This is a genomic window from Streptomyces sp. 2-1, assembly GCF_048564895.1.
GTDB lineage: Bacteria > Actinomycetota > Actinomycetes > Streptomycetales > Streptomycetaceae > Streptomyces > Streptomyces phaeochromogenes.
Window position 1 is genome coordinate 4661345 of sequence record NZ_CP183383.1, and the last position, 12402, is coordinate 4673746.

Annotated in this window: 12 protein-coding genes and 1 pseudogene; 4 read left to right on the plus strand and 9 right to left on the minus strand. The window is 69.7% G+C overall.

Features of this window, described 5'->3' with window-relative positions:
• Positions 1-10 precede the first annotated feature (10 nt).
• From ACN20J_RS20360 to ACN20J_RS20385, 6 genes and pseudogenes are all read right to left on the minus strand, one after another.
• The gene (locus tag ACN20J_RS20360) at positions 11-367 is read right to left on the minus strand and encodes a YciI family protein (RefSeq protein WP_055618818.1); all 357 of its coding nucleotides are present in this window, start codon (positions 365-367) and stop codon (positions 11-13) included.
• Positions 368-528: 161 nt separating this feature from the next.
• A complete protein-coding gene (locus tag ACN20J_RS20365) occupies positions 529-1107 on the minus strand; it encodes a Uma2 family endonuclease (RefSeq protein WP_189845045.1) in 579 nt (192 codons plus the stop codon).
• Between the two features lie 59 nt (positions 1108-1166).
• Positions 1167-2021 (minus strand): hypothetical protein, encoded by an 855-nt coding sequence (locus ACN20J_RS20370; protein WP_189845046.1) that lies wholly within the window; start codon positions 2019-2021, stop codon positions 1167-1169.
• A 244-nt stretch (positions 2022-2265) separates the two neighbouring features.
• Positions 2266-2406 (minus strand): annotated as a pseudogene (locus ACN20J_RS20375) (DUF397 domain-containing protein); the annotation flags it as partial.
• A 21-nt stretch (positions 2407-2427) separates the two neighbouring features.
• Positions 2428-3510: an LCP family protein gene (locus ACN20J_RS20380; protein ID WP_419668917.1), complete on the minus strand. Its 1083-nt coding sequence runs from the start codon at positions 3508-3510 to the stop codon at positions 2428-2430.
• A gap of 169 nt (positions 3511-3679) precedes the next feature.
• On the minus strand, positions 3680-4738 hold the full coding sequence (locus tag ACN20J_RS20385; RefSeq protein WP_189845047.1) for a LacI family DNA-binding transcriptional regulator: 1059 nt from the start codon (positions 4736-4738) through the stop codon (positions 3680-3682).
• Positions 4739-4869: 131 nt separating this feature from the next.
• On the opposite strand from ACN20J_RS20385, the gene ACN20J_RS20390 reads away from it, so the two are divergent.
• From ACN20J_RS20390 to ACN20J_RS20405, 4 genes are all read left to right on the plus strand, one after another.
• Positions 4870-6273, plus strand: coding sequence for an ABC transporter substrate-binding protein (locus tag ACN20J_RS20390; RefSeq protein ID WP_361896223.1), 1404 nt, complete (start codon positions 4870-4872; stop codon positions 6271-6273).
• A gap of 140 nt (positions 6274-6413) precedes the next feature.
• A complete protein-coding gene (locus ACN20J_RS20395; RefSeq protein WP_189845085.1) occupies positions 6414-7229 on the plus strand; it encodes a carbohydrate ABC transporter permease in 816 nt (271 codons plus the stop codon).
• Positions 7230-7233: 4 nt separating this feature from the next.
• A complete protein-coding gene (locus ACN20J_RS20400; protein WP_419666483.1) occupies positions 7234-8139 on the plus strand; it encodes a carbohydrate ABC transporter permease in 906 nt (301 codons plus the stop codon).
• 26 nt (positions 8140-8165) lie between these two features.
• On the plus strand, positions 8166-10475 hold the full coding sequence (locus tag ACN20J_RS20405) for a glycoside hydrolase family 3 N-terminal domain-containing protein (protein WP_419666484.1): 2310 nt from the start codon (positions 8166-8168) through the stop codon (positions 10473-10475).
• A gap of 68 nt (positions 10476-10543) precedes the next feature.
• On the opposite strand, the gene ACN20J_RS20410 is transcribed toward ACN20J_RS20405, so the two are convergent.
• From ACN20J_RS20410 to rimI, 3 genes are read right to left on the minus strand one after another with little or no spacing between them, the layout of a single operon-like run.
• Entirely contained in the window at positions 10544-10798 is a 255-nt protein-coding gene (locus tag ACN20J_RS20410; RefSeq protein WP_055610254.1) for a hypothetical protein, read from the minus strand.
• The gene (gene tsaD, locus ACN20J_RS20415; protein WP_189845051.1) at positions 10795-11910 is read right to left on the minus strand and encodes a tRNA (adenosine(37)-N6)-threonylcarbamoyltransferase complex transferase subunit TsaD; all 1116 of its coding nucleotides are present in this window, start codon (positions 11908-11910) and stop codon (positions 10795-10797) included. Before tsaD ends, ACN20J_RS20410 begins: the two co-directional genes overlap by 4 nt.
• The gene (rimI, locus tag ACN20J_RS20420) at positions 11903-12394 is read right to left on the minus strand and encodes a ribosomal protein S18-alanine N-acetyltransferase (RefSeq protein ID WP_419668918.1); all 492 of its coding nucleotides are present in this window, start codon (positions 12392-12394) and stop codon (positions 11903-11905) included. Before rimI ends, tsaD begins: the two co-directional genes overlap by 8 nt.
• Positions 12395-12402: the final 8 nt, after the last annotated feature.

Sequence of the window (12402 nt, forward strand, 5' to 3'; positions counted from 1 at the left end):
CGACCAAGGCTCAGCCCTCGACGATTTCCCGTACCTCGCAGGTCACCGTCCAGTGGGCCTCGTGGATCTGGAGGAACCGCTTGGTCCACTCGACGGCCTCGGCCTTGTCCTTGGCCTGCAGCATCGCGTACCCGCCGACGACCTCCTTGGCCTCGGTGAACGGCCCGTCGGTGACGGACATCTCCCCGCCCTCCCACCGCACCCGCGTCCCCTCCGCGGTCGGCTTCAGCCCGGAGGTGTCCAGCAGCACCCCGGCCTTCGTCATCTCCTCGATCAGCTCCCCCATCCGCGCCATGAGCTCGTCGCTGGGCCCCTCGGCGGGCGCGTTCTGCTCATCGATACGGATCATCGACAGGTAGCGGGGCATGGTGACTCCCTGAGTCTCTCGGTACGGGGGCGGGGCTTGTCCCACCTTCCCTCTCACCCATGCGTCGAACGGCGGACGGCGGGATCGACACGCTCGCCGAACTTCTTCGGGAGAATTTCCGCCGAGGCCGTTTCCACAGGTAGGGAAGCCACGCGGTCACATCAGTCAGCGAAGTCCTTGAGCTTCTCGGTCTCCAGGGTGAAGCCGACAGGGTTCGGCAGCTCGATCACGGTGCCGAACGGTTGTGGGGTGCCGGAGCGGTACCTGCCGCCTTTCGGCTCCGAGTGGACGGTGACAGTCGCTGCCTCGCGATCAATCAGCAGGTAGACGGGGATACCTGTGGTCGCGTAGCCCGTTGGCTTCTCGATCCGGTCACGCCGGTTCGCGTCGCTGTCACGGGACGTGACCTCGACGACCATCAGCACTCCCTCGGGCTCTGACCACTCACCCTTGCCCGCGAAGAACGTCTGCGGCGCCAGCGACCCGTCCGGGCGGGCCCTCCCATTGCGGTACGCCTCGACCTTGAGCCCCTGTTCCGGGAAAAGGAACAGGTCAGGACGATGCTGCATACATCGTTGGAGAAGCCAGGCGACGATCGTCCCATGATTGCCGTCCGGCATGGGCTTGACCCCAACCTTTCCGTTCAAGAACTCCAGCGCCACCGTTTCCGGCGCATGGCGGGCGAGCTCCTCGAATTCCTCGACGAGCATCTGGGGCTGATCGGAAGTCATGGGGGTCATTGCGTCGCCTCCTTCCCTCCATCCTGCCCCGCTCGCGGGCGGACCGTGCTGCAAGGTCGTCATGCGCGTGCTCCGTTCTCTGTACTCCCTGTACGTCGCCCGGTGCGCAGGGCGGCGCGCACCTGCCCCGCACGGGCGTGGACGTGTTCCGACGCGAGCCCGGGCCGACCTCCCCAGCAGCCGCCGCACAACCCGCCCCGCATCTCACCCCCGTCACCGGGCTCACCACACGCCGTGCACACCACCTCGTACCGCGGGGCCCGCGTTACGACCGGCTCCGGCGGCAGCTTCCCCAGCAGCCGAGCCCGTACGAACCCGTACGGATGCGCCACCCGCTCCGGAAGCCCAGCGATCACCGCCTGCACGAGCTGCGCCTCGCCCGCGCCCCGCGCGAACCACTCGGCGGCCTGTTCCTCCAGCGCCCCGCACTCGGCGGCGGAGAGCGTGAGCCGGGCGTCGATACGACCGAGCCGCGCGAGCACGCCGTACGCGCCGGACCGCGCCGCCCGCGAGGGCTCTGTGACCGGCACCTCCCCGCCGAGGAAGGAGCCCCACCAGGCGTCATCGCGTGCCGTCCGCGAGAAGAAGGTGTGCCAGACCCACCGCGGACAGCCGTCGACGGTGACGGGCCGTCGTACGCGCCGCACGTGCCCGGCCGCAGAGAGGTTGTTGAGGGCGGTCCCGATGGCGCACTGTCCGTAGGGCAGATGCTTGGCGAGGGTCTTGATGGACATGTCCGCCTCGTCGTCGAGCCGGTCGAGATACCCGGCGATCGACGCTTCACGGGCGGGCAGATGTACGAAGTCCCGCCCGGTACGGGGCTCTTGGTCGGGCGCGGACTTCTTCCCGTACCCCGGATTGGCCATGGGATGGGCGGAGGGGCGCGGGGCAGCACTAAGCTGGGCGGTAGCCATGGATCGACTTGTCCTCGATCTAGTTGGTCAGACCCCCGCGCGGTGCTCTAACACCCACGGGGGTCATTTCTTTGGGCGCACGCTACACGCCCGCCACGCTCCGCCGCGACCCGATCACAAAAAGTCATCTCCCCTGGCCCGGGCGCCACTTGAGCCCGCCTCAGCCGGCCACAAGGGAGGGAGGGTGGGTTGAGCCACCCACCCATTCCTTACAAAAAGGGTCTCGAATCCCGACCCCCGAAGCTCAAGCCCCGACGTGCGCGACGAACTCCGCCCACGCGGAGGCGGGGACGGTCAACTCGGGGGCGCCATCGATCGGGTTGAGCTTCGAGTCCCGGATGTGAATGGCGCCGAGGTGGAGGGCGACCTCGACGCAGGCGCCCCCTTCCCACCCGCTAGAAGCACCTCACCGCAACGACTCCCAAAGCTCGCTCGCCTCCGGCTCGTTCGCCACCACCCGGTTGGGGTCGGACGGGGCCGGGACCACCGGCATCATCACCGTCTCCGTCGTGGTGGAGGAGAGGGACTTCAGGCTCTGGCCGAGGCTCATGAGTTCGGTGAGGGAGTTGAGGCCGGTGTCCGTGGTGAGGCTGTCGGTGAGGGCGTCGGCGACGCGGTAGAGGCGGGTGGGGTTGGTGAGGAGGTTCGTGGAGTCGACCTGGTCGAGGAGGGCCTTCACCAGTTGCTGCTGGAGGCCTATGCGGCCGAGGTCGCTCTGGTCGCCTATGCCGTGCCGGGTGCGCGCGAGGGCCAGGGCCTTCGTACCGTCGAGGTGGTGGGTGCCCGCGTCCAGTTCGAGGTGGCTGTCCTCGTCGGAGATGTCCTCGTCCGTGGTCACCGTGACCCCGCCCAGCGCGTCCACCAGATCGGCGAAGCCCGCGAAGTCGATCTCGATGTAGTGGTCCATGCGGACGTTCGTCATGGACTCCACGGTCTTGACCGCGCAGACGGGCCCGCCGACCGAGTACGCGGTGTTGAACATCGCGCCGTACGACACCGATGTCGAACCGCCGGACTCCCGCGGGCAGGAGGGGCGCGTGACGAGAGTGTCGCGCGGGATGCTCACGACGGTCGCCTTCGTCCGGCCCTCGTCGAGGTGGATGACCATCGCGGTGTCGGAACGGGCCCCGCCGCTGGCGCCGCCGCCGAGTTCCTTGTTCCGCTTGCCGTCCCGCGAGTCGGAGCCGAGGACCAGGATGTTGAGCGCGCCGCTCGGGAGCGGGGAGGGGGAGGCCGCGCCGTAGGGGCTCGGTGTCGTCATCGACTTCGCCGGGCGGTTGTCGCCGAGCGCGCTGTCGATGTCGACGCTCTTGATGTTCTGGTTCAGATGCCAGTACGCCCATGCCGCACCGGCCAGCGATACGACCAGGGCGCAGCCGAGTGCGATTCCCGCGGCCCTGAACAGCCGTGCCCGTCTGGATCGTTGCCGCCCCGCGCCAGGTGTCTCGGCGCCCCCGCCCCCGTGCTCGTCTTCTCCGCTCACAGACAGGAACGTAAGTCCGAATTATTACAACGAGGAACCACTTCCCGGTTTTCCTAGTCAAACTCTCATATTTCGTTGGGTCTTCTCAGCTGCCGGTAAGGAGCGGACGGCACCCCGCCGAAAGTCTTCGAAAGTTTCGAAGCGCCGACCGGGCCCGGCTCACGGCCCGGTTCGATCACCGCGCCCCGAAGTACGCCGCCCGCCCCTCCCCCGCCGGCGCCGCCGTGCTGCTGCGCACCACCAGGCTCGTGGCCAGTTCCACCCGGGTCGCCGCCGAGGGGCGCTCGCCACGGCCCAGGTCGAGGACGAGCCGGGCCGCCGCCTCGGCCATCTCCGTGAGCGGCTGGCGGACGGTGGTCAGCGGGGGGCCGACCCAGCGGGCCACCGGCAGGTCGTCGAAACCGACGATGCTGAGGTCCTCCGGTACGCGCAGACCCAGCTCGCGCGCGGCCTCGTACAGGCCGAGGGCCTGGAGGTCGTTGCCCGCGAAGACGGCCGTCGGACGGTCGGGGAGCTTCAGGAGCTCAAGACCCTCCCGGTAGCCGCTCTCGTGGTGGAAGTCGCCGGTGCGGATCAGCGCGGGGTCGGCCGGCAGCCCGGCCGTGTCGAGCGCCGCGCGGTAGCCGTCGAGCCGGGCGCGGCTGCACATCATCCGTGAGGGTCCGCTGATCACGCCGATGCGCCGGTGGCCGAGGTCGGCGAGGTGACGGGTGGCCGCGAGGCCGCCCTGCCAGTTGGTGGCGCCCACGGACGGCACGTCGTCGCCCGGGTCGCCCGCCGGGTCGACCACCACGAACGGGATCGAGCGGCTGGTGAGCAGCGCCCGCTGGGACTCGTCCAGCCCGTTCAGGACGAGGACGACCCCGTGCGGGCGGCGGGCGGCGACCTGGTCGGCCCAGGTGCGCCCGGGCGTGAGACGGCCCGCGCTCTCGGAGAGGACGACACTCAGCCCCTCGTCCCGCGCCACGTTCTCCACGCCCCGGATGACCTCCATCGCCCACGCGCTCTCCAGTTCGTGGAAGACGAGGTCGATCAGCGGCGACCGGGACGCCTCGGCCCGCCGGCGCCGATAGCCGTGGTTGCGCAGCAGTTCCTCGACCCTGGTGCGGGTCGAGGGGGCCACATCGGCACGGCCGTTGAGCACCTTCGAAACAGTCGGAGCGGAGACTCCCGCCTCGCGGGCGATCTCGGCGAGTGTCGCCGACTGGGCTACAGCGGGATTCGGGCGAGTCATGGACCGGATCGTATCCCTGCGCAACCTCTTGACGAAGCCCTTCGACAGCCATACGTTCCCGGAACATTCGAAGTGCCTTCCGAAACATTCGTGTCGCGAGTCCAAAAACGAGTACAAAAAGAGGTGCTGTCATGGAGTCGATCAGCGGGCGGTCCAACGGCGGACGGCCCACGGGCGGGCAGCCCACGGACGAGAGTCCCGGGAGCCTGGGCGGCGGGACGTTCGCCAGCAGGACGTTCAGCAGGCGCTGGGTCCTCGGCGCCGGTGCCACCACCCTGCTCACCACTGGTCTGACCGCCTGCGGCTCGGGTGACGGTTCCGGCGGGGGCGGCGGCACGATCACCGCCATGGTGTACGGGGACGACGCGGTGAAGGTCCAGACGGCGGCCGTCGACCGTTTCAACAAGTCCGCCGCGAGCAAGTCGGCCAAGGGCAAGGTGAAACTGGAGAAGGTCCCGGGCTCGGACTACTCGGCCAAGCTGCGCACGGCGATGGGCTCCCCGAGCGCCCCGGACGTCTTCTTCAACTGGGGCGGCGGCTCCATCAAGGCGTACCAGGAGGCCAACCAGCTCATCGACCTGACCGACACCATCGAGGGCGACCCGGTCCTGAAGGGCGGTTTCCTGCCCTCCGTACTCGCGGCCGGCGGACTCGGCGGCCGCAACTACGGCATACCGATGCGCGGCATGCAGCCGGTCATCCTCTTCTACAACAAGTCCGTCTTCGCCGAGCACAAGCTCCAACCGCCCACCACCTGGGCCGAGTTGCAGGAGATCAACGCCAAGCTGAAGGCCGCGAAGATCACCCCGTTCGCGCTCGGCGGCGCCGACACCTGGACCGAGCTGATGTGGCTGGAGTACCTCGTCGACCGCATCGGCGGCCCCGAGGTCTTCGCGAAGATCCAGGGCGGCGACGCGTCCGCCTGGGGCGACCCGGCCGTCCTCAAGGCCGCCGAGACCGTCAAGGAACTCATCGACGACGGCGCGTTCGGCTCGAAGTTCAGCTCGGTGTCGTACGTCAACGGCGGCGCCCCGGCCGTCTTCGCCAAGGGCAAGGCGGCGATGCACCTGATGGGCTCGTGGGAGTACTCGACGCAGCTCGGCAAGTTCCCGTCCTTCGCGAAGAACAACCTGGGCTGGTGCGCGTTCCCCACGGTCGAGGGCGGCACGGGCGACATCCGCAACGTCGTCGGCAACCCCACCAACTACTGGTCCGTCAACTCCCGTACGCAGAACAAGGACGCCGCGATCGCCTTCCTGAAGGACTGCGCCTCGGAGGCGTACGCGAAGGCTCTGGTGGCCAACGGCGACATCCCGACGACCGCCAACGCGGCCAAGCTGCTGGAGGCCTCGCCCAACCCGGAGTTCGCCACGTTCCAGTACGAGATGGTCGAGAAGGCGCCCGCCTTCACGCTCTCCTGGGACCAGGCGCTGGGCGCGGACATCGCGACCCCGATGCTCACCGAGATCAACAAGCTCTTCGTCGGGAAGTCCTCGCCGAGCCAGTTCGTGTCCGCGCTCAAGGAGCTGAAGTGAGCGCACCGAGCCCATCGAGCGCACCGAGCCCTACGAAGGCCCGCCCCACCGAACCGACAGCCAACACGTCCGCCCCACCCGCCAGGTCGTCCAGGTCGTCCAAGTCCTCCACGGTCGGCCGCCCGCACGCCGCCTGGGCCCTGCCCGGTGTCCTCTTCTTCGCGTTCTTCGCCGTGGTCCCGATGGGCCTGGCCTTCTACCTCTCCTTCACCAGCTGGGACGGCCTGGGCGACCCGCAGCCCGTCGGCCTGGACAACTGGCGGAAGCTGCTCAATGACGACCGCATGGTCCAGTCCCTGTGGCTCACCGTCCTGCTGACGGCGGCGAGTTGGGTCTTCCAGACGGTGATCGCGCTGCTGCTCGGCGTCTGGGCGGCGGGCCGCCAGCGCAACCGGGCGGTCCTGTCCGCGATCTTCTTCGTGCCGTTCCTGCTCTCCTCGACGGCGATCGCGCTGCTCTTCTACGCCCTGCTCGACCCGAACTTCGGCATCATCCAGGAGAACATCCTCGGCTCCTCCAGCGGCGCGTTCCTCGCGATCGTCTTCGTCGGCGGCTGGCAGTTCATCCCCTTCCACACCCTGATCTACCAGGGCGGGGCCCGTCAGATACCCGAGGTGCTCTACCAGGCGGCGGCGATCGACGGGGCGGGCCGCTACCGCCAGTTCTTCTCGATCACGCTCCCGCAGCTGCGGCACACCGTCACGACGTCCACCGTGCTGCTGGTCGTCGGCTCGCTCACGTACTTCGAGACCGTGCTGATCCTCACCAAGGGCGGCCCGGGCACCGACACGGCGATCCTGCCGTACCTGATGTACGAGGCGGGCTTCAAGAGCTACGACTTCGGCTACGCGAGCGCCATCGCGTCCTTCCTGGTGGTGGCCGCCACGGGGCTGTCCCTGATCCTCGTGCGGCTGACCGGCTTCGGCAGCATGCGCAGCACCCGCGAAGGGATGTGACGGAGTGTCACACGATACGTTGCCGCGTCCGCGTCCCCCGAAGACCGAGGAGCGTCCCACGCCACCGCCCCCGCAACGCCGCCGCAAGCACTGGACGAAGCGCGGCAACCCCGTCTCCGGCCTCGGCTCGGTCATCTGGCTCGCGATCGTCCTCGTCCCGATCTACGCGATGCTGTCGGCCTCGCTCACCAGCCAGGACAAGGCACTCACCGGCAACCCGCTGAACCCGCCCACGAGTCCGACGCTCGACAACTACAACACCGTGCTGAACAGCGGCTTCGGCCATCTGCTCAGCAACACCGCGATCGTGGCCGTCGCGGTCGTGGCCATCGTCCTCGGCCTGTCCGTCCCGATCGCGTACGTCGCCGTCCGCACCCGCAACCGCTGGTCGGGCCTGGCCTTTCGCCTGTTTCTCCTCGGCGTGGCGATCCCGGCCCAGGCGGTCGTGGTCCCCCTCTACCTCCTGATCGCCAAACTCAACCTGTACGACAGCCTGTTGGCGGTCATCCTGCCGACGGCGGCCTTCGCGATGCCGGTCTCGGTACTGGTCCTGGTGGGCACTCTCCGAGACGTCTCGGAGGACCTCTACGAGGCGATGGCCCTGGACGGAGCGTCCCCCCAGCGGATGCTGTTCCAGCTCGCCATCCCGCTGGCCAAGGGCGGCATCAGCACGGTCGTCATCTTCGCCGCGCTCCAGGCCTGGAACGGCTTCCTCTTCCCGCTGATCTTCACCCAGTCCGACGGCCCACGCGTCCTGACCCTCGGACTCTTCAACTACGTCAGCCAGTTCGGCGTGAACATCCCCGCCCTGCTCGCCTCGGTCGTCCTCTCCGGCATCCCCATCTTCGCCGTCTACCTGGTGGCCCGCCGCGCCCTGGTCGGCGGCCTGATGGGAGTCGGCGGCAAATGAACCCCCTAGACCCCGACAGGAGTTTCATGACCACCGCCCCCTGGCGTGATCCCGCCCTGCCCGCCGAGGCCCGGGTCGACGACCTGCTCGCCCGGATGACCCTGGAGGAGAAGACCGCCCAGCTGTACGGCGTGTGGGTGGGCGCCGCCACGGACGGCGACGGAGTCGCCCCGAACCAGGTCGAGATGACCTCGGAGTACGACTGGGACGAGCTGATCACCCACGGCCTCGGCCAGCTGACCCGCTCCTTCGGCTCGGCCCCCGTGGACCCGGCGCTCGGCGCGCAGGCACTGGCCCGCGCCCAGCGCCGCATCGCCGAGGCCGGCCGCTTCGGCATCCCGGCCGTCGCCCACGAGGAGTGCCTGGCGGGCTTCACCGCCTGGGGCGCCACCGCGTACCCGGTCCCCCTGGCCTGGGGCGCCACCTTCGACCCGGACCTGGTCGAGGAGATGGCCCACCGCATCGGCAAGGACCTCGCCTCCGTCGGCGTCCACCAGGGCCTCGCCCCGGTCCTGGACGTCGTACGGGACCCGCGCTGGGGCCGCGTCGAGGAGACCATCGGCGAGGACCCCTACCTGGTCGGCACGATCGGCGCGGCCTACGTCCGCGGCCTGGAGTCCGCCGGCGTCATCGCCACGCTCAAGCACTTCGCGGGGTACGCGTCCTCCGCGGGCGCCCGCAACCTCGCCCCCGTACGCGCCGGTGTGCGCGAGTTCGCCGACATCACCCTGCCGCCGTTCGAGTTCGCGCTGCGCGAGGGCGGGGCCCGCTCGGTGATGGCCGCCTACACGGACACGGACGGCGTGCCCGCGTCCTCGGACCCGTATCTGCTGACCGAACTCCTGCGAGAGCAGTGGCAGTTCACTGGCACGGTCGTGTCCGACTACTTCGGTGTCGGCTTCCTGGAGACCCTGCACCGGGTGGCGGGCACGAAGGCGGAGGCCGCCCACGCGGCCCTGGCGGCCGGCATCGACGTCGAACTCCCCACGCTCCGCTGCTACGGCGACCCACTGGTCGAGGCGGTACGCGCGGGCACGATCCCGGAATCCCTGGTGGACCGGGCGGCGGCCCGGGTCCTGCGCCAGAAGTGCGAACTGGGCCTGCTGGACGAGGACTGGACCCCCGAGCCGACGGGCCCGATCGACCTGGACTCGACCGCGAACCGCGTACTGGCCCGCCGCCTCGCCGAGGAGTCCGTCGTCCTGCTCTCCAACCCGGACGGCCTGCTCCCCCTCGCCCCCGACACCCGGATCGCCGTGGTCGGCCCGCGCGCCGCCGACGCCCTCGCCATGCTGGGCTGCTACTCGTTCCCCTCGCACGTGGGCATCAACCACCCCGACCAGCCCATGGGCATCGAGATCCCCACGCTCCTGGAGTCCCTGCGCACCGAACTCCCCGACGCCAAGGTCACGTTCACCGAGGGCTGCGACACCACGGATCCGGACACCTCGGGCTTCGCGGAGGCGGTGGCCCGCTCAGCCGAGGCGGACGTCTGCGTGGCGGTACTGGGCGACCGGGCGGGCCTCTTCGGCAGGGGCACATCGGGCGAGGGCTGCGATGTGGGCGACCTACAACTCCCGGGCGTACAAGCCCAGTTGCTTGACACCCTCACCGCCACCGGCACCCCCGTGATCCTGGTCCTGCTCACGGGCCGCCCGTACGCGCTCGGCCGCTGGCACGGCCAACTGGCCGCCTCCGTCCAGGCGTTCTTCCCGGGGGAGGAGGGCGGCCCGGCAGTGGCAGGCGTGCTGTCGGGCCGCGTGAACCCCTCGGGCAGGCTCCCCGTGAGCGTCCCGCAGACGCCCGGCGGCCAGCCGTGGACCTACCTCCAGCCCCCACTGGGCCTGGCCGGCACGGTCAGCAACCTCGACCCGACCCCCCTCCACCCCTTCGGCCACGGCCTCGGCTACACGGACTTCACCTGGGAGGACATCGAGGACCGGGGGCCGACGGAGATCGGCACGGACGACCCGTACGACGTCTCGGTCACGGTCCGCAACACGGGCCCCCGAGAAGGCACGGAGGTGGTCCAGCTCTACCTCCACGACCCGGTGGCCCGAGTAACCCGCCCCGACGTCCGCCTGATCGCCTACCACCGCCTGACCCTGCCCCCCGGCCAGGCCCGCCGAATCACCTTCACCTTCCACCCGGACCTCTCGGCCTTCACAGACGGCAAGGGCCAACGCGTGGTGGAACCGGGCGCTTTGGAACTCCGCCTGGGCAGCTCCAGCACAAACACCCATCACACGGCCCACCTCACCTTGACGGGCCAGGAGCGCCACTTGGGCCCAGACCGCCAACTGCGGTGCGATTCAAGGGAGACGGAGGCAATTTAGGGGCGCGGGGAACTGCGCAATCTTTTGTCTTTCAGGGGCGCGGGGAACTGCGCGACCAGCCCGCCCCCCTACCCGTCGAGGGACTCGAACCGCCACCGATGAACCGCCCGCGCAACCAACTCCCCAGCCGGCTCCGGCAACTCAGGCAGCTCAGCCTCATACGCGGCATCCCACCACGTAATGACGAGCACCCGATCCCCCGGAGCCCGCAGGACCTCCCGACGCAGGGGCCGCGCCGGGAGGTCCTGCCCCCTCACCCACGCAAGCAGTTCCTCCCCCCGCCCCTCGACGGCCCGCGCCTCCCACATCAACGCAACAGTCATGAGTACAGATTGCCCTTGCTGACCTCATGCACATGATCATGACCGTGCTCATGGTCATGATCATGCGACCGCCCGGGCACATGCGTGTCAGTAACGGGCAACGAAGAATCCGCGGACAGATCCCAGTCGGAGGCGGCCCGCCCCCGCGCAACCATCTCCGCCCCCAACGCGGCAACCATCGCCCCGTTGTCCGTGCACAACTTCGGCCGCGGCACCCGCAGCCGAATCCCCGCCGCCTCGCACCGCTCCTGCGCAAGCACCCGCAGCCGCGAGTTCGCGGCGACTCCCCCACCGATCATCAGGTGGTCGACACCCTCGTCACGACAGGCCCGTACGGCCTTGCGCGTCAGCACATCGACGACGGCCTCCTGGAAGGACGCGGCCACGTCCCGCACCGGCACGTCCTCCCCGGCCGCCCGCTTGGCCTCGATCCACCGCGCCACGGCGGTCTTCAGCCCGGAGAACGAGAAGTCGTACGCGGGATCCCGCGGCCCGGTGAGCCCGCGCGGGAAGGCGATGGCACGCGGGTCCCCCTCCTTGGCGTACCGGTCGATGACCGGCCCGCCGGGGAACCCGAGGTTCAGCACCCGAGCGATCTTGTCGAAGGCCTCGCCGGCAGCGTCGTCGATGGTGGCGCCCATGGGCCGTACGTCACTTGTGATGTCCGAGGACAGCAGCAACGAGGAGTGTCCGCCGGAGACGAGCAGCGCCATCGTCGGCTCGGGCAGCGGGCCGTGTTCGAGCTGGTCGACGCAGATGTGCGAGGCGAGGTGGTTGACCCCGTACAGCGGCTTGCCGAGCGCGTACGCGTACGCCTTCGCCGCCGACACCCCGACGAGCAGCGCGCCCGCGAGCCCGGGGCCCGCGGTGACGGAGATCCCGTCCAGGTCCTTCGCGCTGACGCCCGCCTCCTTCAGCGCCCGCTCGATGGTGGGGACCATCGCCTCCAGGTGCGCACGGGACGCGACTTCGGGCACCACGCCCCCGAAGCGCGCGTGCTCGTCGACGCTGGACGCGATCGCGTCCGCGAGCAGGGTCGTGCCGCGGACGATGCCGACGCCGGTCTCGTCGCAGGAGGTCTCGATGCCGAGGACGAGCGGTTCGTCAGCCATTGATCTCGGTTCCTTGTACGGATGTCGATGGGTCGTTGAGTCGCATGACGAGCGCGTCCACGTTCCCCGGCTGGTAGTAGCCGCGCCGGAATCCGATCGCCTCGAAGCCGAAGCGCTCGTACAGCTTCTGGGCGCGGACGTTGTCGACGCGGCATTCGAGCATCACCTCGGCGCACTCGAACGCGGTCGCGGCCCGCAGCAGTTCGGTCAGGATCTGCGCGCCGAGGCCGGTGCCCCAGTGCTCGCGGGAGACGGCGATGGTCTGCACGTCACCCACGTCCCCGGCGGCGGCGAGCCCGCCGTACCCGACGATCCGCGCAACACCTCCGGAGTCGGAGGGGATCTCGGCCACGACGTAGCGCCGAGTCGCGCCCGGCCCCCGCGCATGGGCGAGGTCCGACCAGAACATGCCCCGGGACCAGGCGTCCTCGGGGAAGAGGTCCTTCTCCAGCTCCAGCACGGGCTCGATGTCCCACCAGCGCATCTCGCGCA

Coding starts and splice junctions, on each gene's coding strand:
- ACN20J_RS20360 (WP_055618818.1), bottom strand. CDS start 367: ATGCCCCGCTACCTGTCGATGATCCGTATCGATGAGCAGAACGCGCCC.
- ACN20J_RS20390 (WP_361896223.1), top strand. CDS start 4,870: ATGGAGTCGATCAGCGGGCGGTCCAACGGCGGACGGCCCACGGGCGGG.
- tsaD (WP_189845051.1), bottom strand. CDS start 11,910: ATGGCTGACGAACCGCTCGTCCTCGGCATCGAGACCTCCTGCGACGAG.
- ACN20J_RS20405 (WP_419666484.1), top strand. CDS start 8,166: ATGACCACCGCCCCCTGGCGTGATCCCGCCCTGCCCGCCGAGGCCCGG.
- ACN20J_RS20365 (WP_189845045.1), bottom strand. CDS start 1,107: ATGACCCCCATGACTTCCGATCAGCCCCAGATGCTCGTCGAGGAATTC.
- rimI (WP_419668918.1), bottom strand. CDS start 12,394: ATGCGCTGGTGGGACATCGAGCCCGTGCTGGAGCTGGAGAAGGACCTC.
- ACN20J_RS20370 (WP_189845046.1), bottom strand. CDS start 2,021: ATGGCTACCGCCCAGCTTAGTGCTGCCCCGCGCCCCTCCGCCCATCCC.
- ACN20J_RS20385 (WP_189845047.1), bottom strand. CDS start 4,738: ATGACTCGCCCGAATCCCGCTGTAGCCCAGTCGGCGACACTCGCCGAG.
- ACN20J_RS20410 (WP_055610254.1), bottom strand. CDS start 10,798: ATGACTGTTGCGTTGATGTGGGAGGCGCGGGCCGTCGAGGGGCGGGGG.